The 20805-nt window shown below is 61.4% G+C and carries 24 protein-coding genes; 10 read left to right on the top strand and 14 right to left on the bottom strand.

Translation table 11 applies throughout. From position 1 onward, the window contains the following. Window positions 1–26: 26 nt before the first annotated feature. Window positions 27–818, bottom strand: a complete 792-nt coding sequence (locus tag ACM6JM_RS26150) for a YfaP family protein (RefSeq protein WP_085648667.1) — start codon at window positions 816–818, stop codon at window positions 27–29. Window positions 819–1094: 276 nt separating this feature from the next. Here ACM6JM_RS26150 and ACM6JM_RS26145 point away from each other — a divergent pair, with 276 nt between their 5' ends. The 7 genes from ACM6JM_RS26145 (at window position 1095) to ACM6JM_RS26115 (ending at window position 9481) form a co-directional block, all read left to right on the top strand. Next, on the top strand, window positions 1095–2228 hold the full coding sequence (locus ACM6JM_RS26145; RefSeq protein WP_414882750.1) for a Fic family protein: 1134 nt from the start codon (window positions 1095–1097) through the stop codon (window positions 2226–2228). A gap of 120 nt (window positions 2229–2348) precedes the next feature. Then, a complete protein-coding gene (locus tag ACM6JM_RS26140; RefSeq protein WP_064382206.1) occupies window positions 2349–3656 on the top strand; it encodes an AAA family ATPase in 1308 nt (435 codons plus the stop codon). Further along, window positions 3649–4239 (top strand): retron system putative HNH endonuclease, encoded by a 591-nt coding sequence (locus ACM6JM_RS26135; RefSeq protein ID WP_084777013.1) that lies wholly within the window; start codon window positions 3649–3651, stop codon window positions 4237–4239. The genes ACM6JM_RS26140 and ACM6JM_RS26135 overlap by 8 nt, the downstream gene beginning before the upstream one ends. Before the next feature lie 102 nt (window positions 4240–4341). Beyond that, window positions 4342–4584 carry an exodeoxyribonuclease VII small subunit gene (locus tag ACM6JM_RS26130; RefSeq protein WP_007894317.1) on the top strand — a complete coding sequence of 81 codons (243 nt, stop codon included), beginning with the start codon at window positions 4342–4344 and terminating at the stop codon, window positions 4582–4584. Then, on the top strand, window positions 4581–5468 hold the full coding sequence (gene ispA / locus ACM6JM_RS26125) for a (2E,6E)-farnesyl diphosphate synthase (RefSeq protein WP_064599720.1): 888 nt from the start codon (window positions 4581–4583) through the stop codon (window positions 5466–5468). The genes ACM6JM_RS26130 and ispA overlap by 4 nt, the downstream gene beginning before the upstream one ends. Before the next feature lie 91 nt (window positions 5469–5559). Beyond that, window positions 5560–7458 carry a 1-deoxy-D-xylulose-5-phosphate synthase gene (dxs, locus tag ACM6JM_RS26120; RefSeq protein WP_085668093.1) on the top strand — a complete coding sequence of 633 codons (1899 nt, stop codon included), beginning with the start codon at window positions 5560–5562 and terminating at the stop codon, window positions 7456–7458. Between the two features lie 139 nt (window positions 7459–7597). Further along, window positions 7598–9481: a TonB-dependent receptor domain-containing protein gene (locus tag ACM6JM_RS26115; protein ID WP_414882749.1), complete on the top strand. Its 1884-nt coding sequence runs from the start codon at window positions 7598–7600 to the stop codon at window positions 9479–9481. Here ACM6JM_RS26115 and ACM6JM_RS26110 read toward each other — a convergent pair. From ACM6JM_RS26110 to nrdR, 12 genes are all read right to left on the bottom strand, one after another. Further along, window positions 9478–10278 carry a cobalamin-binding protein gene (locus tag ACM6JM_RS26110; RefSeq protein ID WP_074691627.1) on the bottom strand — a complete coding sequence of 267 codons (801 nt, stop codon included), beginning with the start codon at window positions 10276–10278 and terminating at the stop codon, window positions 9478–9480. The genes ACM6JM_RS26115 and ACM6JM_RS26110 overlap by 4 nt on opposite strands. Then, window positions 10278–10697: a hypothetical protein gene (locus ACM6JM_RS26105; protein ID WP_011336131.1), complete on the bottom strand. Its 420-nt coding sequence runs from the start codon at window positions 10695–10697 to the stop codon at window positions 10278–10280. Before ACM6JM_RS26105 ends, ACM6JM_RS26110 begins: the two co-directional genes overlap by 1 nt. Further along, window positions 10694–11311, bottom strand: a complete 618-nt coding sequence (gene ribA / locus ACM6JM_RS26100) for a GTP cyclohydrolase II (protein WP_007955551.1) — start codon at window positions 11309–11311, stop codon at window positions 10694–10696. The genes ACM6JM_RS26105 and ribA overlap by 4 nt, the downstream gene beginning before the upstream one ends. 132 nt (window positions 11312–11443) lie before the next feature. Continuing rightward, complete coding sequence (locus ACM6JM_RS26095; protein ID WP_414882748.1) at window positions 11444–12169, bottom strand: substrate-binding periplasmic protein; 726 nt, start codon at window positions 12167–12169, stop codon at window positions 11444–11446. 28 nt (window positions 12170–12197) lie between these two features. After that, complete coding sequence (locus ACM6JM_RS26090; RefSeq protein ID WP_007910933.1) at window positions 12198–12701, bottom strand: phosphatidylglycerophosphatase A; 504 nt, start codon at window positions 12699–12701, stop codon at window positions 12198–12200. Further along, window positions 12698–13663 (bottom strand): thiamine-phosphate kinase, encoded by a 966-nt coding sequence (gene thiL, locus ACM6JM_RS26085; RefSeq protein ID WP_414882747.1) that lies wholly within the window; start codon window positions 13661–13663, stop codon window positions 12698–12700. The genes ACM6JM_RS26090 and thiL overlap by 4 nt, the downstream gene beginning before the upstream one ends. Window positions 13664–13690: 27 nt before the next feature. Beyond that, window positions 13691–14191: a transcription antitermination factor NusB gene (gene nusB / locus ACM6JM_RS26080; protein WP_024014489.1), complete on the bottom strand. Its 501-nt coding sequence runs from the start codon at window positions 14189–14191 to the stop codon at window positions 13691–13693. Then, window positions 14188–14664 (bottom strand): 6,7-dimethyl-8-ribityllumazine synthase, encoded by a 477-nt coding sequence (gene ribE / locus ACM6JM_RS26075; RefSeq protein ID WP_003228649.1) that lies wholly within the window; start codon window positions 14662–14664, stop codon window positions 14188–14190. Before ribE ends, nusB begins: the two co-directional genes overlap by 4 nt. A 91-nt stretch (window positions 14665–14755) precedes the next feature. Further along, window positions 14756–15847: a bifunctional 3,4-dihydroxy-2-butanone-4-phosphate synthase/GTP cyclohydrolase II gene (gene ribBA / locus ACM6JM_RS26070; RefSeq protein ID WP_039771922.1), complete on the bottom strand. Its 1092-nt coding sequence runs from the start codon at window positions 15845–15847 to the stop codon at window positions 14756–14758. 16 nt (window positions 15848–15863) lie between these two features. Continuing rightward, window positions 15864–16526, bottom strand: coding sequence for a riboflavin synthase (locus ACM6JM_RS26065; protein ID WP_039771924.1), 663 nt, complete (start codon window positions 16524–16526; stop codon window positions 15864–15866). Between the two features lie 47 nt (window positions 16527–16573). Next, window positions 16574–17707 (bottom strand): bifunctional diaminohydroxyphosphoribosylaminopyrimidine deaminase/5-amino-6-(5-phosphoribosylamino)uracil reductase RibD, encoded by a 1134-nt coding sequence (ribD, locus tag ACM6JM_RS26060; RefSeq protein WP_414882746.1) that lies wholly within the window; start codon window positions 17705–17707, stop codon window positions 16574–16576. After that, window positions 17704–18168: a transcriptional regulator NrdR gene (gene nrdR, locus ACM6JM_RS26055; protein WP_003228656.1), complete on the bottom strand. Its 465-nt coding sequence runs from the start codon at window positions 18166–18168 to the stop codon at window positions 17704–17706. The genes ribD and nrdR overlap by 4 nt, the downstream gene beginning before the upstream one ends. 128 nt (window positions 18169–18296) lie before the next feature. Here nrdR and ACM6JM_RS26050 point away from each other — a divergent pair, with 128 nt between their 5' ends. Genes ACM6JM_RS26050 through trxA form a run of 3 tightly spaced genes read left to right on the top strand, consistent with a single transcriptional unit; the run spans window position 18297 to window position 20326 of the window. After that, on the top strand, window positions 18297–18761 hold the full coding sequence (locus tag ACM6JM_RS26050) for a YbaY family lipoprotein (RefSeq protein ID WP_011336139.1): 465 nt from the start codon (window positions 18297–18299) through the stop codon (window positions 18759–18761). Next, on the top strand, window positions 18758–19414 hold the full coding sequence (locus ACM6JM_RS26045) for a class I SAM-dependent methyltransferase (RefSeq protein ID WP_103385507.1): 657 nt from the start codon (window positions 18758–18760) through the stop codon (window positions 19412–19414). The genes ACM6JM_RS26050 and ACM6JM_RS26045 overlap by 4 nt, the downstream gene beginning before the upstream one ends. 39 nt (window positions 19415–19453) lie before the next feature. Next, window positions 19454–20326 carry a thioredoxin gene (trxA, locus tag ACM6JM_RS26040; RefSeq protein ID WP_039771930.1) on the top strand — a complete coding sequence of 291 codons (873 nt, stop codon included), beginning with the start codon at window positions 19454–19456 and terminating at the stop codon, window positions 20324–20326. Window positions 20327–20331: 5 nt separating this feature from the next. Here trxA and ACM6JM_RS26035 read toward each other — a convergent pair whose 3' ends face one another. Continuing rightward, on the bottom strand, window positions 20332–20691 hold the full coding sequence (locus ACM6JM_RS26035) for a hypothetical protein (protein WP_039771932.1): 360 nt from the start codon (window positions 20689–20691) through the stop codon (window positions 20332–20334). Between the last annotated feature and the right edge of the window lie 114 nt (window positions 20692–20805).

Below are 20805 nucleotides of genomic sequence, written 5' to 3'. Positions count from 1 at the left end.
ACCCGAGTTCATCCGTGGCGGGATGCTTAATAGTTGAAAGTCTTGACCAGCAGCAGATCACCGATGGCCCGCAGGGGCACGATGAACGTTTCGCGTTTTTCGTCGACGGTGTTTTCGTTGAGCACCAGCGTGATCTGCGAGGTGATGACCTCGTTCTGGTTGCTGGTCTCCTCGAAGTTATAGCCGCCGTTACCGAAGTTGCCCCAATAGTTGACGTAAACCAGATAGGTGCCGTGCAGCGGCGCGGTCATGGTGAACATTTCCGGGCCGGGGCCGTCGACACCGTCCGGATCGAGCCCGCCGCCATTGCTCATCGCCGGGCGCGCCCAGAAGGCGTGCTGGCCGTCAGGCGTAATGACGTGCAGGTCGAGTTCGGCTTTAGGGTCGTCCCAACCGAGCACCACGCGGATCCGCGCCGGCGTGCGCAGGTTATTGGCTTCGTAGAATTGAACGCGCTTGAGCGGCTGGCCGTCGGCGCTGATCACTTCGACGCTGTTGGAGCCGGCGCCGAACGCATACGGCCGGGCGAAACGCCCATCGTCGTCGGTGTACAGATTCAGTGGATTGCCATTCACCGCCAGGCTGTGGGGCGGACGCAGATGCCCGATCGCCTTGAGCTGACCCTGGATCATTGTGCGATTGCGCTGGATGCCGCGATCGATGGGCGGCGTGGGATAGGCGACCTGCGGGTTTTCCGTGCGATCGAGCAGCCCGTGATAGCGCCAGCCGCCCACCGGCTCCGACAGCTCCGCGCTCGGCGCCGCCAGCAGCGCGGGCGCGCAGGCCAACCCGATCAGCAGCAAAAGAAGTGAACGCATGTGATGCCTCCTGCCATGCCTGACGAAACCTTGCACCCGATCCTCGGTACTTCACAGCGGTGAAAACTGCGTTTCGTCTTAAAGACCCGTGACTGTCGGGTCGTAGAAGGCGCGAAGGTTAGCGATTCGGCAGTTTTTTAACAATCGGATACATCTGGATTTGCGGTAGGAATCACGGCGACCAGTGGACGATGAGCCGATTAGGCGTCATATTCGGCTCACGAAATGAGCCGAATAGCGTTTCCAATCGGCTCACGCACTCAGGATCAGCAATTAATGGCGACTCACTGGATCTGGCAGCAGCCTGATTGGCCCGACTTCAACTGGCAGGCGGAATGCTTGGCACCGTTGTTGCGCGAGTGTGTTCAGGCACAAGGTCAATTGATGGGCATGGCGGGATCGGTGAGCCATTCACTGAGCGCGCAGACAGAGCTGGACGCTTTGCTGCAAAACATCGTGACCTCCTCGGCCATCGAGGGTGAGCAGTTGAATGTCGGATCCGTGCGATCTTCGCTGGCACTGCGCCTGGGGCTGGAATTACCCGATGGCGACAAAGTCAGTCAACGCAGCGAGGGGCTGGCGCAGCTCATGCTTGATGCGACCCGGCGCTTCGCCGAACCGCTGACGCTGGAGCGTCTGCTGGAATGGCATTCGTGGCTGTTTCCAGAACAGGAAAACGGATTCTTCGCGCGCGCGATCAATGTCGGCGCTTTACGCGGCGATGAGTCGATGCAGGTGGTTTCAGGGCGAATCGACCGCCCGACCGTGCATTTCGAGGCGCCACCGCGACAAGGCCTCGAGCGACAACTCGACAGTTTTCTCAAATGGTTCGACGCCAGTCAGCATCAGGCAGGCCTCGATCCTTTGCTGCGAGCAGGCATCGCGCATTTCTGGTTCGTCACCTTGCACCCGTTCGATGACGGCAACGGGCGCCTGACTCGCACCCTCACCGATCTGGCATTGGCTCAAGGCGAAGCGCAGGCCATTCGTTTTTATGCGATGTCCGCCAGCATTCTCGATGATCGTGCGGGCTATTACCGGATTCTCGAATCCAGCCAGAAAGCCACGCTGGACATCACCGACTGGCTCGCATGGTTCCTGCAAACCCTGCTGCGCAGTCTGCAACAGGCCATCGCGCGGATTGAAAGTGTGTTGGGAAAATCACGCTTCTGGCAGGCGCACCGGGAATCCGGGCTGTCGGCGGAGCAGATCAAAGTGCTCAATCGTTTGCTCGACGGTGGTGAGCGCGGTTTCGAGCACGGTATCAGTGCAGCGCAGTATCAGTCGGAAACAAAACTGTCCAAGGCCACAGCAACCAGGCATTTGGCTGAATTGGTCAAGAAAAAATGTTTGAAACGGACAGCCGCAGGAGGGCGGAGCAGTCGCTACCAAATCAACTCTCCAGACTGAGCGCGCTGCCAAGCATTATCCAGTTTCAATTCAAGATTTCGACTGGAGCTCAATGTCATCTCATGGTCAACTACGGCCAGAAAATCCGTCGGCAAGGACGGAAAAAATAGAGGTACTCCTGTGAAGCTGCGCAAACTGAAACTAAAGGATTTCCGTCGATTTGAAGACATTGAAATCGACTTCCATCCTGAGCTGACGGTCATTGCCGCACGTAACGGGCAGGGTAAAACCACAATACTTGAAGCCATTGCCACCGCGCTCGGGCCATTTGTCGGCGCATTCGATATGGGCAAATCCAAGCACATTGAGCGAACCGATGCTCGTTACGTTCGTCTCGGCAACAGCTTCGAAAACGAACAGAGATTTCCAGTCATCATTGATGCTGTCCTCGATGATCCCGCCATCCAATGGCAACGAGCACTGCATGGCCCCAAAAGCCGTACGACTACAAAAGAAGCCACCTCACTGGCCAACTGGGGCAAAAACCTTCAAGAGTTAGCACGAACCAAGGCTGCAACTGCTTTGCCGCTAATCAGCTATTACCCAGCTGGACGCCTTTGGATCACACACAACAACAGCTCACGAAAAGCGGTGGTTAGTGCCAGCAGAACCATGGGGTATGAAGACTGCCTGTCTTCTGCATCAAATTTTGTGCAAATGCAGCAATGGATGCGGAAGGCGACAATGGCTTTGCTTCAACAACAAGAGTTGCCGGGTTACGAGCAATCGGATCTGAAGCCAAGAATCACCGGCATTCAAAATGCAGTAAATCTGGTTCTGGAGAATGAAGGCTGGAGTAACTTTCACTACAGCCTTGGCTATGAAGATCTCGCAATGTCTCATCCTGATCATGGGCTTCTGCCAATCAGCCTGCTGAGTGATGGCGTTCGAGCGATGATTTCATTGACTGCCGACATGGCATTTCGCTGCGCGCGCCTGAATGGTCAGTTTGAGGATCAAGCCCCATTGCTCACAGAAGGTATTGTTCTGATCGACGAGGTCGATTTGCATCTACATCCTGCCTGGCAACAACAGGTCCTGGCAGCACTGCGCAAAGCGTTCCCGAAAATTCAGTTCATCGTTAGCACACATAGTCCTCAGGTCTTGACGACGGCGAATCGTGAGCAGATCCGTGTCATTCACAAGGACGAGCAAGGCTGGGTTTCAGAACAACCGGCTATGAGTCCCTTGGCACAGGAATCCGGAGATGCGTTGGCGGGCGTCATGAATGTCAACACCCGCCCTCCGATGGCGATCGTTGAAACTGCCCACGCGTACGAACAATTGTTCCGGGATGGTGCCGGTAACAGCCCAAAAGCTACCCAGTTGAAACAGGAACTGGATAACGCTGGTTACGAAATCTCCGAGGCTGACATGACGCTCTGGACGTTCCTCGCGGCGCAGGTCAGGAAGACGCGTAATGATTGAGTTGACTCACAACCCCGCTCCCCCAAAAGCACTGCTGGATTTCAACGAAACTTATCCCGGCGCGGGACCAGATGATTTTGATGGAGAGGCTTTCCGCCCGGTGAAGAAAATCGTGAAGGCGAGCCTCCATAATGATCAAGGTGGACTTTGCGTTTACTGTGAAATGCCGCTGCAACCCGACACAGGTCAAATTGACCACATCAAGCCCAAGCGCGGTAGTGATGGCCACCCTCACTTGACCTTCTCTTACACCAACTATGCACACGGGTGTATCCGGTCAGACGGATGTGGCCAGCGAAAAGGAGATCGGCTTCTCCCGATTGAGCCCGCTCCCGGTTGCAATGAGCAGTTCTCTTTATCGTCAGATGGTTCACTGGAACCCATGCCCGATCTCAACAGGAGAAATAGGCATTTGGTTCGTCAAACGCGAGATATGCTTGGGCTCCATAGTGCAGCACTCATTCGAGAACGGGAAAAGTGGATAAAAGCGTTCGTCAGCTTGCTCAAAGAACACCCGCAATTGGCGAGAGACTTTCTGAAACAAGCGCCTTTCCGTCATATTTTGCTCAGGTTAATCAGCTAGCGCCTTCGCCATTTCAAGGCTTTGACCCGCCCCGCTCATTTGCCCATACCCCCCCTATCTGCTAGTGTCGCGCCGGTTTAACGTCAACCGGAATTAGCCGCCATGGCCCGCAAAAAAGCTGCACTGGATTTCGAACAGTCCCTCGCCGACCTGCAAACGCTGGTGGAGCGTCTGGAGAACGGTGAATTGTCGCTGGAAGACTCGTTGACCGCTTTTGAGCAGGGCATCGGCCTGACCCGTGACTGCCAGGCGGCGCTGGCCCAGGCCGAGCAGAAGGTCCAGGTGTTGCTGGAGCGCGATGGCGAACTCGCCGAGGAACCCTTCGACGCGGATCAGCCAGAATGATTGCAGCGTATTCGGCCACCAGCCAGGCGCGGGTCAACGCGGCACTGGAAACCCTGTTCAACGCCCCGCTGCCAGAACTGGCGCGTCTCTATGAAGCCATGCGCTACAGCGTGATGAACGGTGGCAAACGCGTGCGTCCGCTTCTGGCTTACGCGGCGTGTGAAGCCCTTGGCGGCAAGGCTGAACAGGCCAACGGCGCGGCGTGTGCGGTTGAGCTGATCCACGCGTATTCGCTGGTACACGACGATTTGCCAGCGATGGACGACGACGATCTGCGTCGCGGCCAGCCAACCACCCACAAGAAATTCGACGAAGCTTGCGCGATTCTGGCCGGCGACGGCTTGCAGAGCCTGGCGTTCAGCGCCCTGCTCGACCCGCGTCTGAGCGACCTGAGCGCGGACATCCGCCTGCAACAGGTCACAGCGCTGGCGCACGCGGCAGGCCCGGCCGGCATGGTCGGCGGTCAGGCCATCGACCTCGGTTCGGTCGGCCTCAAGCTCGACCAGAAAGCGCTGGAACAGATGCACCGGCACAAGACCGGCGCGCTGATCGAAGTCAGCGTCAAGCTCGGCGCCCTGGCCAGCGGCCGTGCCGAGAAGGATGAACTCAAGTCCCTGCAGACTTATGCACAGGCCATCGGTCTGGCATTCCAGGTCCAGGACGACATCCTCGACGTCGAAAGCGATACCGAAACCCTCGGCAAGCGCCAGGGTGCCGACATCGCCCGCGACAAGCCAACTTACCCGGCCCTGCTCGGCCTCGACGCGGCCAAGGCTTACGCACTGGAACTGCGCGATCAGGCCCTGCACGCGCTGCGACCGTTTGACGCGGCTGCCGAGCCGTTGCGCGATCTGGCCCGGTATATCGTCGATCGGCGTAACTGAAGGCTTATCTGCCAAAAAAGACCAACGCGTGGGCAGGGGGCGATGCATCAGGTAAACTGCCGCATCTTTTATACCTATAACGATTCGCCTGATGCCCACGACGTTTCATGAGATTCCCCGCAAGCGCCCGACCACGCCCCTGCTCGACCGCGCTAACACGCCGGACGGCCTGCGCCGGTTAGGCGAAGCCGAGCTGGAAACCCTGGCTGATGAGTTGCGCCTGGAATTGCTCTACACGGTCGGCCAGACCGGTGGGCATTTCGGTGCCGGCCTGGGCGTCATCGAGCTGACCATCGCGTTGCATTACGTCTTCGACACCCCGGACGACCGGCTGGTGTGGGACGTCGGTCATCAGGCTTATCCGCACAAGATCCTCACCGGTCGTCGCGAGCGCATGGAGTCTTTGCGCCAGAAGGACGGCATCGCCGCCTTCCCGCGCCGCTCCGAGAGCGAGTACGACACATTCGGCGTCGGCCACTCCAGCACCTCGATCAGCGCAGCGCTGGGCATGGCCATCGCCGCCCGCCTGCAGAACAGTGATCGCAAGGCGATTGCGGTGATCGGCGACGGTGCACTGACCGCCGGCATGGCGTTCGAGGCGCTGAACCATGCGCCGGAAGTCGACGCCAACATGCTCGTGATCCTCAACGACAACGACATGTCGATCTCGCGCAACGTCGGCGGGCTGTCGAACTATCTGGCGAAGATCCTTTCCAGCCGCACTTACGCGAGCATGCGTGAAGGCAGCAAGAAAGTGCTGTCGCGCCTGCCCGGCGCCTGGGAAATCGCCCGTCGTACCGAAGAATATGCCAAGGGCATGCTGGTCCCTGGCACCCTGTTCGAAGAACTGGGCTGGAACTACATCGGCCCGATCGATGGCCACGACCTGCCGACCCTGATCGCCACCCTGCGCAACATGCGCGATCTGAAAGGCCCGCAGTTCCTGCACATCGTCACCAAAAAGGGCAAAGGCTTCGCCCCGGCGGAAGTCGACCCGATCGGTTACCACGCCATCACCAAGCTCGAACCGCTGGACGCCCCGGCCGCTGCGCCGAAAAAGGCCGGCGGGCCGAAGTATTCCGGCGTGTTCGGTGAATGGCTGTGCGACATGGCCGCTGCCGACCCGCGACTGGTGGGCATCACCCCGGCGATGAAGGAAGGCTCGGATCTGGTGGCGTTCAGCGAACGCTTCCCGCTGCGCTACTTCGACGTGGCGATTGCCGAGCAACACGCCGTGACCCTCGCTGCCGGCATGGCCTGCGAAGGCGCGAAACCGGTGGTGGCGATCTACTCGACGTTCCTGCAACGCGGTTACGACCAGTTGGTGCATGACGTCGCGGTGCAGAACCTCGACGTGCTGTTCGCCATCGACCGCGCCGGTCTGGTGGGCGAAGACGGCCCGACCCACGCCGGCAGCTTCGACCTGTCGTTCCTGCGCTGCATCCCGGGCATGGTCATCATGACCCCGAGCGATGAAAACGAACTGCGCAAAATGCTCACCACCGGCCACCTGTACAACGGCCCGGCGGCGGTGCGCTATCCACGCGGCAACGGCCCGAACGCGACCATCGAAAAAGACCTCGAACCGATCGAGATCGGTAAGGGTGTGGTGCGTCGTCAGGGCAGCAAGGTCGCCCTGCTGGTGTTCGGCGTGCAAATGGCCGAAGCCCTGAAAGTCGCCGAGACGCTGGACGCGACCGTGGTCGACATGCGTTTCGTCAAGCCGATGGACGAAGCGCTGGTGCGCGAGATTGCCAACAGCCACGATCTGCTGGTAACCATCGAAGAAAACGCGATCATGGGCGGCGCTGGTGGCGCGGTCAGCGAATTCCTCGCCCGCGAGAACATCCTCAAGTCGGTGCTGCACCTGGGCTTGCCGGACGTTTACGTCGAGCACGCCAAGCCGGCGCAGATGCTGGCCGAGTGCGGGCTGGATGAGGCCGGGATCGAAGCGGCGGTGCGTGAGCGCCTGGAACTGCTTAACAAGTAAAACGCAATGCCCATGTGGGAGCGAGCCTGCTCGCGATAGCGCACTGTCAGTCACTTAAATGCCGATTGACACACCGCAATCGCGAGCAGGCTCGCTCCCACATTTGATTTGTGAACACCTCAAGTACCAACGGACTCCGATGAACCTCTCGCGTCTCGCCCTGCCCCTCCTGCTGCTGCCATCCGCCAACACCCTCGCCGACACCTTCGAACGCGATCAGGCCCTGAAGCTGCCGGACGTGCTGATCAGCGCCAACCGCCAGGTCGAAGCGCGCAACGACAGCAGCGCCGCCAACACCGTGTTCACCCGTGAAGAAATCGAACGCCTGCAACCTCGTAGCGTCACCGACCTGCTGCAGCGGGTGCCGGGCGTGCAAGTGGCGCAAACCGGCGGACGCGGCAGCCTGCCGGGAATTTACATTCGCGGCACGCAATCGGCGCAGAGCCTGGTGCTGGTCGACGGCCAGCGCATCGGCAACTCCACCTCCGGTGACAGCAACCTGCAACACCTGAACATCGAGCAGATCGAGCGCGTGGAAGTGCTGCGCGGTTCGCGCTCGGTGATTTACGGTAGCGATGCGATTGGCGGGGTGATCCAGATCTTCACCCGGCGCGGCGGCGAACAAGGCTTGCAGCCCCGGATGCATGTGGGATTCGGCAGCAACCAGACCTGGGAACGCAGTGCCGGCCTCTCCGGAGGTGACGAGAAAACCCGTTTCAACCTCGGCGCCAGCCTCGATGAAACCGCCGGCCTCGACCGCACCCACGAGTCGTATCCCAGCGACAGCGATCATGACGCCTACCGCAACAAATCCATCAGCCTGAGCCTCAGCCATGCGCTGACCGATGACATCGAAGTCGGCGCCAACCTGCTGGATAACCGTGGCAAAAGCGAGTTCGACAACCCGTTCGGGCGCTTCGACCCGGTGACCTTCGACTCTGTGCAGCAGCAACCGTACAGCGATTTCACCGTCAGCAGTTTCAGCAGCTACATCGACGCGCGGATCAACGAGCGCTGGAAGTCGCGCCTGGAACTCGGCCACAGCGAAAACCGCGAGAAGTCCTTCGACAAGCTCAGCGACGAACGCTCTGTGTTCAACACCTACCGTGATTCGGTGACCTGGCAGAACGATCTGACCCTCGATGCGCGCAACAGCCTGATCCTTGGCGGCGACTGGTACGAAGACCGCATCAACAGCAGCACCGCGTTCGACGAAGACAGCCGCTGGAACCGCGCCGCGTTCATCCAGCATCGCTTCCAGGCCGACAGTTTCTCCACCGAACTGGGCCTGCGCCGTGACGACAACCAGCAATTCGGTGGGCAGAACAGCTGGAGCGGCACGCTGACCTTGCCGGTCAACCCGGACAACGATCTGCTGCTCAGCTACAGCGAAGGCTTCCGCGCGCCGACCTTCAACGATCTGTATTACCCGGACTTCAGCAACCCCGACCTGAAACCGGAAACCTCGAAAAGCTACGAGCTGCAATGGCGCAGCCAGTTGAGCGACAGCACTCGCCTCGAAGCCTCGTTGTATCGGACCGATCTGGAAGACGCGATCATCTTCGGCAGCAACTCACGCCCGGAAAACGTCGCCTCGGCGCGGATCAACGGCTTCGAAGCAGCGCTGAAACAGGAGCTGTTCGGCTGGCAGAGCAACCTCGGCGTGGCGATCATCGATCCCCGCGACCGCGACACCGGCCACACCCTGGCACGTCGTGCCCGTCGCACCCTGAGCTGGGATCTGGACCGACAGTTCGATCGCCTTGGCCTCGGCGCCAGTTGGCAGGCCGTTAGTAGCAGTTATGACGACCTGAACAATCAGCAACCATTGGGCGGTTATGCACTACTCGGATTGCGCAGCAGCTGGGCGCTGAACCGCGAGATCAAACTGGATTTCAAGGTCGACAACCTGCTGGACAAGAGTTACAGCCGGGCGCTGTACAGCCATGACGGCAGTCAGTTTGGCTATCGCGAGGAAGGTCGGGCGTTCATGTTCGGCGTGACCTGGACGCCGCAGTTCTAACGATCTGGCGCGATCAGCTGGCAGAGCTTGGCGGTCGCCTCGATCATCTGCCCGCTCGGACGCTCAAGGCCTTTGTCGGTGACCAGCAGCAACTGCCCGTGCTTGACCGCTGTCACCTGTGGCCAGGCGTTCCACGCATCCAGTTGCGGCTGATCGCCAGCCAGAATCACTTCGGGATCACGCTGTAAAACCGCTTCGATGCTCACCTGTGGCGCTGGCAGGCTCAGGTCGGCGAACACATTGCGTGCGCCACACACTTCAAGCGCATCGCTGATGATCTGCCCGCCACCGACGGTGTACAGCGGCTTGTCCCAGACCTGGTAGAACACCCGCAGCGGTACTTCGCGGCGGTAGCGCTGGCGCAGCTTATCGAGTTTTTGCCGCAACTCGCTGGCCCGCGCGATCCCACGCTCAGGACGACCGAGCTGTATCGCGATGCCCTCAATCTGCGCAGTCAGCTGTTCGAGACTGTGAGGCTCGGCAACGAACGTCGGAATGTTCAGACGCTTGAGCTGATCGCGCTGGGCCGGGCCAACACTGCCGGGCCATAGCAGCAACAAGTCAGGTTTGAGGCTGAGCAGCCGTTCCATGTCGAGCTGGCCGTAACGGCCCACCGAAGGCACGTCCTTGATCGCGGAAGGACGCTCACCGGCATCCAGCACGCCGACCAGCAGATCGGCCGAATCCAGTTCAACCACGATTTCAGACAGGGATGGCGCGAGGCTGACCACCCGCAGGGCGGCCAGCGTTTCACCGCTGACGGCCAACAGCAGAACCGCCAGCCAGAGACGCCGCATCAAGCGAGTTGACGCGGGATACGGTAGAGGTAGAACAGCACCGCCGTGGACAGCGCCAGCAACATCAGCGGCACCGCTTCAAGGCCGACGAACACCGCCAGCGCGCCGATCCATGCCGGCAGCGCCGCGACCACGAACGCGCTGCGAAGGCAGGCCGCCAGGGCGATCCAGGCAGCGGGTTCTTCAGGGGTATCGAGGGCTTTTTGCGTGGCGATCAGCGCATGTTTGTAGCGCCCGAAAAACTTCAGGCTGACAAACATCGACGCCACGCCAGCGATAAACAAAGGCATCGCCAAGACCGGCAGAATCGCCTCGCCCTGGCCGAACACTCCGTTGATCACGAACAGCGGCAACAGCGCCAGCGCCAGGTATTTCCACCAGGCGATCGACAGACGGCGCCGCACTTGCCCGCGGGTCACGCCCGGTCTACCTCGCCCTGATGCTCGTTGCCCATCATGTGGTCGAGCTTGCTGGCCTTGGTCGCCAGATAGAGTTTGTTGTGCGGGTTGTGGCCGGTGTGCAGCGGCACGCGCTCGGCGACGACGATGCCCATGTCGGTCAAGGCTTTGACCTTGCGCGGGTTGTTGGTCATCAGGCGCAGGGATTTGACGCCCAGATGCTCAAGCATCGGCAGGCACATGGCGTAGTCACGCTGGTCGGCGGCAAAGCCCAGACGCTCGTTGGCTTCAACGGTGTCGGCGCCGCCGTCCTGCAATTCGTAGGCACGGATCTTGTTCAAAAGACCGATGCCGCGCCCTTCCTGACGCAAATACAGCAACACGCCACGACCTTCGCGAGCGATGGCTTTGAGGGCGCCTTCGAGTTGCGAGCCGCAGTCGCAACGCTGGCTGAACAAGGCATCGCCGGTCAGGCATTCGGAGTGCAGACGGCCGAGTACCGGGGCACCGTCGGCAATCTCGCCCAGGCTCAGCACGACGTGCTCGCGGCCGGTGGCTTCGTCGAGAAAACCGTGCATGGTGAATTGCGCAAAAGGCGTTGGCAGCTTGGAAGCGGCGACAAAAACGACAGGCACCGGTGTGCTCCTGATCTGAAAAGTCCGAGATTCGCTGGGCGGCATTGTAACAGCAGGTTCCCAGAGGCGCTTAGGCTGAATTATCGGGGATAACTATCAAAAAGTTTGATGACAGGCTCGTCGCTATCGCCTTTACTCGAACGGATACGGCTGCTTCCAGCGCTCGAAGATCGGCTTCAACTCGCCGCTTTTCACCAGTTGCTCCATGCGCTGGTCGTAGATCGACATCAGCGCCCGGCCTTGCGGGGTGTCGGCGAAGCCGAGGTACAGCGGCAATTCCGCCAGATGCGAATAACGGTACTGCGAAGGATCGGCGGCGTTTCGCAGCACCGCTTCGATTTCCGTCAGCGCATCGATGTAGTAATCCGCCCGCCCCTGCTTGAGCATCGACAGGATCCCGGTGCGGCGCTCGATCTGGTTGAAGCGTTTGACGTTCGGCAGATAGGTTTCGTAGCGATAGCCGCGCACCCAGGCCAGTCGGTACTTGCCCAGCGTTGCCTGGGTTGGCGGCGGATTGCTGGCCAGGCCGAGCGCGTAGATGTGGTCGGAATCGAAATTCCATTTCGGGTACAGCACCTGCTCGGCTTCGCCGCGATAGGAACCGACCAGTGCATCGACTTCCTTCAGTTGTACCAGCCCCACCGAACGAGTGTAGGGCACGGAGCGAATATCCAGGGTCACGCCGGCCGGCTCGAACACTTTGCGCAACACATCCCAGGCCAGGCCATGGCCGTCGGCGGCGGTGTAGTCTTCCCAATCTTCACTGGCCAGGTGAATGACCGACGGCGGTGCGTCCTGTGCCTGGGCCACGGCGCCAAGCAAGGTCAAAACCACTATCGCCAACCAGCGTCGAGTCATCCCTGTGCCCCTCATCCACGCCTGGAAATCAGGCGAAAATCCACACCAGCCCCTGCATCGCCAACCAGGCGAACACGCCGGCCAGCACATCGTCGAGCATGATGCCGACGCCGCCGTGAACATGCCGGTCGATCCAGCGGATCGGCCACGGCTTGAGAATGTCGAAGAAGCGGAACACCAGGAACCCGGCCAGCAACCAGTACCAGCCTTCCGGCACCAGCCACAGGGTGATCCACATCCCGACCATTTCGTCCCAGACGATGCCTTCGTGGTCGTGCACCCGCAGATCGTCCGCCACTTTGCCGCACAGCCAGAAGCCGAACAGCATGGTGATCCCGAGCATCAGCCAGTAACCCCAGTCCGGCAGCATTTGCCACAACGGAATAAAGGGTAGCGCAACTAACGAGCCCCAAGTGCCCGGCGCCTTGGGCAAGGTGCCCGAGCCGAAACCGAACGCGAGGAAATGCCAGGGATTGCGCCAGACCGACGGCGGAACGAATTCGGCCGGAACCTGTTTCGGGTGATCTGTCACGGTGACTCCTGAAAATGTTGATAACCCCGGATTTGCGGGGTGATGTCGTGCCCGTCGCGATCCAGCAGCACCACGCCCTGGCCCTGCGTCACACGACCGATCACATGGATCGGCCAGCCATCGGCGAGCAGCGCCGGCAACTCGACGGCCGGCAGGGTGAAGGCCAGCACGTAGTCATCGCCACCGCTCAACGCCGCACGTTCGGCGCCGCGCTGACCGAGAAACGCCACCAGCGCCTCCGACAACGGAACGCGCTCGCGCTCGACTTCGAGGCGGACCTTCGAGGCCAATGCGATGTGACCGCAATCGGCGAGCAGCCCATCGGAGATGTCCAGCGCCGAAGTGGCCTTGCCACGCAGGGCCTGACCGAGAGCGAGTTGCGGTTGCGGCGACCAGTAATGATCAAGCAGCGGCTGGGCGATGTGAGACTCGGCGTCACGCTGACCCAGCACCAGCGGCAAGGCCCCGGCGGCATTGCCCAGCTCACCGCCGACACACAGCAGATCGCCCGGCTGCGCGCCGCTGCGGGTCAACGCTATGCCGGCCGGGACGCGGCCGAACACGGTGACGGTCAGGCTCAACGGCCCGCGGGTCGTGTCGCCGCCCACCAGTGCCACGCCGCAGCCCTGCGCCATGCGGTTCAAACCGCGGGCATAGGCTTGCAGCCAATCGGCAGTCACCGTCGGCAGAGTCAGGGCAAGGGTAAAGGCGACGGGCGTGGCGCCCATGGCAGCGAGGTCGCTGACCGCCACGGCCAGCGAGCGCTGACCGAGCAGAAACGGATCGCAGGGGTCGGCGAAATGCACACCGGCCACCAGCGTATCGGTGGAAACCGCCAGCTGTTCCCCGGAAGGGACCGCCAGCAAGGCGCAGTCGTCACCGATCCCCAGTGCAACGCCTTCGCCGCCCTGCGCACAAGGCGCGGCGGCGAAGAAATTGCGGATCAGCTCAAACTCGCCCATGGCTGAGAAAAAGTATTCAAGCGCCGATCAGCGCTTGAACGCCTTCACTTCAGCTTCACGCAGGCGCGGAGCCAGCTTGTCGAGCACGCCGTTGACGAACTTGTGGCCGTCGGTCGAACCGAACACCTTGGCCAGCTCGATACCTTCGTTGATCACAACGCGGTACGGCACGTCGACGCGCTTGAGCAGTTCCCAGGTGGACAGGCGCAGAACTGCCAGTTCAACCGGGTCCAGCTCTTCGATCGCCAGGTCCAGGCAAGGCGTGAGCGCGGTGTCGATTTCAGTCTTGAACTGCGGAACCCCGTGGAGGATTTCGCGGAAGTAAGCCCCGTCGACATCGGTGAAATCGTTATCGACCCGGAACTGCGCTTCGATCTCGTTCAACGACTGCCGAGCCATGTGCCACTGATACAGGGCCTGGGTCGCGAGCTGACGGGCTTCGCGGCGCTTGGCGCTTTTCGATGGCTTGCCGGCATCCGCAGGTTTCGGATCGCGCGGGTTGAAACGATCGCTTTCGTCGCTAATCACTTGGCCTCCAACTGCGCCAGCAGGCTGACCATTTCCAGAGCGGACAGGGCAGCTTCAGCACCTTTGTTGCCGGCCTTGGTGCCGGAACGTTCGATGGCTTGCTCGATGGAATCAACGGTCAGGACGCCGAAAGCGACCGGTACGCCAAACTCCATGGACACCTGGGCCAGGCCCTTGGTGCACTCGCCAGCCACGTATTCGAAGTGCGGAGTACCGCCACGAATGACCGCGCCCAGGGCGATGATTGCTGCGAACTCGCCTTTCTGGGCGACTTTCTGCGCAACCAGCGGGATTTCGAAGGCGCCAGGTGCGCGGATGATGGTGATGTCGCTTTCGCTCACGCCGTGGCGAACCAGGGCATCAACTGCACCGCTGACCAGGCTTTCAACCACGAAGCTGTTGAAGCGGCCCACTACCAAAGCGTAGCGGCCTTTAGGGGCGATGAAGGTACCTTCGATGGTCTTCAGGGTCATTCGTCAGATCTCTTAAAGAGCCGGGACGCGTCTGTTTCGCGTCCCTCAGTGATTTATTTGCCGCGAATACAGGGCCGGAAACAACCGGTCATTATTCGGAGGGCACGTATTCTACAACTTCCAGATCGAAACCGGATATCGCATTGAACTTCATCGGTGCCGACATCAAGCGCATTTTGCGCACACCGAGGTCACGCAGGATCTGCGAACCGGCACCGACGATGCTGTAGGTGGTCGGTTTTTTCGGTGCGGCCTGATCGCCGGTTTCGCGGATGTGCGCCAGCAACACGTCGCCATCCAGTGGATGACCGAGCAACAGCACCACACCGCTGCCGGCCTCGGCAACCGCAGCCATGGCGGCGCGCAGGCTCCAGCGGCCCGGTTGCTTGACCATCAGCAGGTCGCGCAGCGGGTCCATGTTGTGCACGCGAACCAGGGTCGGTTCTTCGGCGCAAACGGTGCCCAAGGTGAGTGCCATGTGCACGTCGCCTTCCACGGAGTCACGATAGGTCACCAGGTTGAATTGGCCCAGTTCGCTGTCCAGCGGCTGCTCGGCAATCCGCTGAACGGTACGTTCGTGGATCATCCGGTAGTGAATCAGGTCGGCGATGGTACCGATCTTGATGTTGTGTTCAGCGGCGAAGGCTTCCAGCTCGGCGCGACGGGACATGGTGCCGTCATCGTTCATCACTTCGCAGATCACGCCGCTCGGCTCGAAACCGGCCATGCGCGCCAGGTCGCAGGCGGCTTCGGTGTGGCCGGCGCGCGCCAGGGTGCCACCGGCCTGGGCCATCAGCGGAAAAATGTGGCCCGGGCTGACGATGTCTTCGGCCTTGGCGTCTTTCGCGGCGGCCGCTTGCACGGTGCGCGCACGGTCAGCGGCGGAAATGCCGGTGGTCACGCCTTCGGCCGCTTCGATCGAGACGGTGAACTTGGTGCCGAAACCGGAACCGTTGCGCGGAGCCATCAGCGGCAGCTTCAGGGTTTCGCAGCGCTCGCGGCTCATCGGCATGCAGATCAGGCCACGGGCGTATTTGGCCATGAAGTTGATGTGCTCGGCCTTGCAGCATTCGGCGGCCATGATCAGGTCGCCTTCGTTCTCGCGGTCTTCGTCATCCATGAGAATGACCATCTTGCCTTGGCGGATGTCTTCAACCAGTTCTTCGATGCTATTGAGCGCCACAAGGCACCCCCTTCAGTCAGGATTTGAGGTAGCCGTTGGCGGCCAGAAAGCTTTCAGTGATGCCGCCGGACGTTGGCTCTGAAGCCTTGTCGCCCAACAGCAGACGCTCCAGATAACGCGCCAGCAGGTCGACTTCCAGGTTCACCCGGCGACCTGGCTTGTAGGACGCCATGATGGTTTCGCTCAGGGTGTGCGGGATGATCGTCAGCAGGAATTCGGCGCCATCGACCGCGTTCACGGTCAGGCTGGTGCCGTCGACGGTGATAGAGCCTTTATGGGCGATGTACTTGGCCAGCTCTTTCGGCGCGCGGATGCGAAATTCCACGGCGCGGGCATTGTCGCTGCGCGAAACCACTTCGCCGACACCGTCGACGTGACCGCTGACCAGATGACCGCCGAGACGGGTGGTCGGGGTCAGGGCTTTTTCCAGGTTGACCGGGCTGCCGCTTTTCAGGTCATTCATGGCGGTGCAGTCGAGGGTTTCGCGACTGACGTCGGCGGCGAAGCCGTTGCCCGGCAGTTCAACCGCGGTCAGGCACACGCCGTTGACCGCGATGCTGTCGCCGAGTTTGACGTCGCTCAGGTCGAGCTTGCCGGTTTCGACATGCACCCGCACATCACCGCCCTTTGGGGTCAGTGCGCGGATACTGCCGATGGATTCGATGATGCCGGTAAACATGGGGTTCTCCTTGAGAACGAAGCCAGCGCTAACGCGATGGCCGGGAATTATACGCTCGCCGATGGGACAGGGATGGCAGTGACTCGCCAGTCATCGCCAACCGCGCGAATTTCAGTGATTTTCAGCTCCGGCGCATCCTTCATACAGGCCAGCGGCCAGTCCAGAAGCGGACGCGCCGTGGAGCCGAGGAACTTGCCGGCGATGAAGATCACGAACTCGTCGACCAGACCGAGCTGGGCAAACGCACCTGCCAGTCGCGGACCGGCCTCGACCAGCACTTCGTTGACGCCACGGTTGGCCAGTTCGATCAGCAGTTGATGCAGATCGACCTGACCGTCATCGCCCGGCACGATCAGGCATTCCGGACCGTGGGCGTACTGTTCTTCGATGGCCACGCAGGTGGCGACCAGCGCCGGGCCGGCCTTGAAGAACGGCGCATCCAGCGGCACCCGCAGACGACCATCGATCAACACCCGCAGCGGCGGACGGCTCAGGGCCAGCGCGGTTTGTTCGGCATCCAGCCCCAGCTCATCGCCGCGAACGGTCAGGCGTGCACCATCGGCCAGCACCGTGTCGGCGCCGGTCAGCACCACGCTGGCTTGGGCGCGCAGACGCTGCACCGCCGAACGCGCGGCAGGGCCGGTGATCCATTGGCTCTCGCCGCTTTCCATCGCTGTTCGGCCATCGAGGCTCATGGCCAACTTGACCCGCACGAACGGCAAGCCGTGTTCCATGCGCTTCAGAAAACCTTGATTGAGCTTGCGCGCCTCAGCTTCCAGCACGCCGCTTTCGGTGGCGATGCCGGCATCGGTCAAGCGCTGCAGGCCGCGTCCGGCGACTTGAGGATTCGGATCACGCATCGCCGCAACCACCCGGCCAATACCGGCATTCACCAGCGCATCGGCGCACGGCGGCGTACGGCCGTGGTGGCTGCAAGGTTCGAGGGTGACGTAAGCCGTGGCGCCCCGGGCCAGTTCACCGGCGGCGCGCAGGGCGTGGACTTCGGCGTGGGGTTCGCCGGCGCGCTCATGCCAGCCTTCGCCGACAATCTGCCCGTCGCGCACGATCACGCAGCCGACCCGTGGATTGGGGTGAGTCGTGTAATGCCCCTTGCGCGCCAGCTCCAGGGCCCGGGCCATGAAGTGAGCGTCGAGGATGGCCTGCTCGGCGGCGGTGGTCATTCTTTCACCGGTTCACGGGCGAGGCGGTCGATCTCTTCGCGGAATTCGTTGAGGTCCTGGAAGCGGCGGTACACGGAAGCGAAACGGATGTAGGCGACTTCATCGAGCTTTTGCAGCTCGGCCATCACCAGTTCGCCGACCACGAGGGATTTGACCTCGCGCTCGCCGGTGGCGCGCAGCTTGTGCTTGATATGGACCAGCGAGGATTCGAGGCGCTCGACGCTCACCGGACGTTTCTCCAGGGCGCGTTGCATGCCGGCGCGGAGTTTTTCTTCGTCGAACGGTTGGCGGCTGCCGTCGGTTTTGATCAGGCGCGGCAACACCAGTTCGGCCGTCTCGAACGTCGTGAAACGTTCGCCGCAGGCCAGGCATTCACGCCGGCGGCGCACCTGTTCGCCCTCGGCGACCAGACGCGAGTCGATGACCTTGGTGTCGTTGGCACCGCAGAAGGGACAGTGCATGGTGGCTGGCAACAAAAAAAGGGAGGGCCATGGTAGCGCATCCCGGTGGCAAGACAAGCCATAGGCTTTGCGGTATACAGACTGCCATGATCGATTGATCCATGGATTTCATTTTGCTGGAGCTACCAATGTCCCTACGACCGCTCGTTTTGCTCAGTGTTTTCAGCCTGCTGGTGGCCTGTGGCAGCGACGCGCCCAAGCCTCAGCCGCCTACGCCGGGCCCGGCGCCGCAACAGGCGCAGAAAAAAGCCCGGGAAGCCGCCGACCTCGGCCCGCTGCCGGCCTATCAGCGCGAACTGAGCGGCACCCTGCAAGGCGTGCCGGCCGGCGCCGAAGTCGAACTGGCGCTGCTGGTGATCGACGAAAAGGATCGCCCGCAACAATTGCTCGCCAGTTCCAGCCTGATCGGCAACAACCAGATTCTGCCGTTTCACCTGCGCTTCAACCCCGAATCCTTCCCGGTTGGCGCGCGGGTTGAATTGCGCGGCCGCGCCAGCCAGTCCGGCCAGTTGATCCTGCACCTGCCGTCGCAGACCATCACTCAGCCAACCACCCAGGCGTTGGGCCAGCTGCAATTTGTCAAAGCCCCATGAATGCCCCGTCAGACCTGCAACAGTCGCTGGGCGAGTTGCTCGGCGACGCTCGACTGAAAGCCTGTACGTTGCCGGACACCGATTTGCAGCTGTGGCTGATCGATGGCGACAACATGGCCCGCGAATTCAGCCAGGAAGAAACCCAACGCATCCTGCATGAACCGCCCTACTGGAGTTTCTGTTGGGCCAGCGGTCTGGCGGTGGCGCGCTATCTCGCGCAATTCCCCGAGTGGGTCCGGGACAAACGGGTGCTGGATTTCGGCGCCGGTTCCGGAATCGCCGGCATCGCAGCGGTGAAAGCCGGAGCCCTGGAAGTGGTGGCCTGCGACCTCGACCCGCTGGCGATTGCCGCCTGTCGGGCGAATGCCGAACTCAATGATGTGCAAATGAGTTATTCCACGGATTTCTTCGCCGAGGCCGATCGCTACGATCTGATCCTGGTGGCCGACGTTCTCTACGACCGGGAAAACCTGCCGCTGCTCGACGCCTTCCTGAGCCGTGGCCGCGAAGCGCTGGTGGCGGATTCGCGGGTTCGGGATTTCCGTCATCCGTTGTACCGGCGCATCGAAATGCTGGAAGCCATGACCCTGCCGGATCTGGCCGAACCGGAAGAGTTTCGCCATGTCAGCCTCTACCACGCGGCCCGCGCCTGACCGTATAGTTGCCCCATTCACGCTTTTACGAGATACCCCATGAGTCAGCAAACGCCGTACATCTTCGACGCCACGACGGCCGACTTCGACCAGTCGGTGATCGAGGCTTCCTTTCAAAAACCGGTGCTGGTGGATTTCTGGGCCGAATGGTGCGCGCCGTGCAAGGCGCTGATGCCGATGCTGCAAGGGATCGCCGAGAGCTATCAGGGCGAGTTACTGCTGGCCAAAGTCAATTGCGATATCGAGCAGGACATCGTCGCCCGTTTCGGCATCCGCAGCCTGCCGACTGTGGTGCTGTTCAAGGACGGTCAACCGGTGGACGGCTTTGCCGGCGCGCAACCGGAATCCGCCGTGCGCGCCCTGCTCGAACCCCATGTGCAGATGCCGGCGCCGTCCGCCGCCGATCCGTTCGAACAGGCTCAGGCACTGTTTGACGAGGGCCGTTACGCCGACGCGGAAGCAAAGCTGGTCGTGCTGTTGGGCGAGGACAATACCAACGCCAAGGCGCTGATTCTTTACGCTCGTTGCCTGACCGAACGCGGTGAGCTGGGCGAAGCGCAAACCGTGCTCGACGCGGTCAAGAGCGACGAACACAAGGCTGCACTCGCCGGTGCCAAGGCGCAGATCAAGTTCCTCGGCCTGGCCCGTGACCTGCCGGACCCCGCCGACCTGAAGAGCCGTCTGGCGCAAAACCCGCAGGACGATGAAGCGGTGTATCAACTGGCGATCCAGCAACTGGCCCGTCAGCAATACGAAGCGGCGCTGGACGCATTGCTCAAGCTGTTCATCCGCAACCGCAGCTACGGCGAAGGCCTGCCGCACAAGACCTTGCTGCAAGTGTTCGAACTGCTGGGCAACGATCACCCGCTGGTGACCGCTTACCGGCGCAAGGTGTTTGCGGCGCTGTACTAACCTCCTTACTCGATCCAGCTGTAGAGCGGCGTATCCCCGCCGCTCGCCACCTTCACATCTGCCGAATGACGCAGACGCACCAGCAAGCGCTTGCCCGCCGCTGCGCTGCCGGTCAGCCCTTCGAGCTGTTCCAGCAGCTCCGGCCCGCTGAGTTGCCCGGCCTTGCGCAACAGATCCCTGGCGACCTGCCACAACGCGTCATCCTGATTCACCGGTTTCGCCACCGGCGCCGCCGCTGCTGTCTGCGGCTGGGCCGTTTGCACCTGTACACCAAACTGCGCACCGAGCCGCGCCCAGTCGCTTTCATCCAGTTCCAGGGTCAAATCCACCGGCAAGTCGCCGACGGTTCCGCGTATCCGCAACATAAGCTTTCTCCCGCACATTTCTGACCTGCATGCTCCCATGGCACTTGTGTAACGCCAAGCGGGCGGGCAAACTCTGCGCACTTTCGTTATAAGATTACATAACAAACTCTTCAC

Source organism: Pseudomonas sp. IT-P2 (assembly GCF_949767575.1).
GTDB classification, from domain to species: Bacteria; Pseudomonadota; Gammaproteobacteria; order Pseudomonadales; family Pseudomonadaceae; genus Aquipseudomonas; species Aquipseudomonas pharyngis.
Note: the sequence above shows the minus strand (reverse complement) of the source record. Positions and strands in the feature narration are given on the sequence as shown.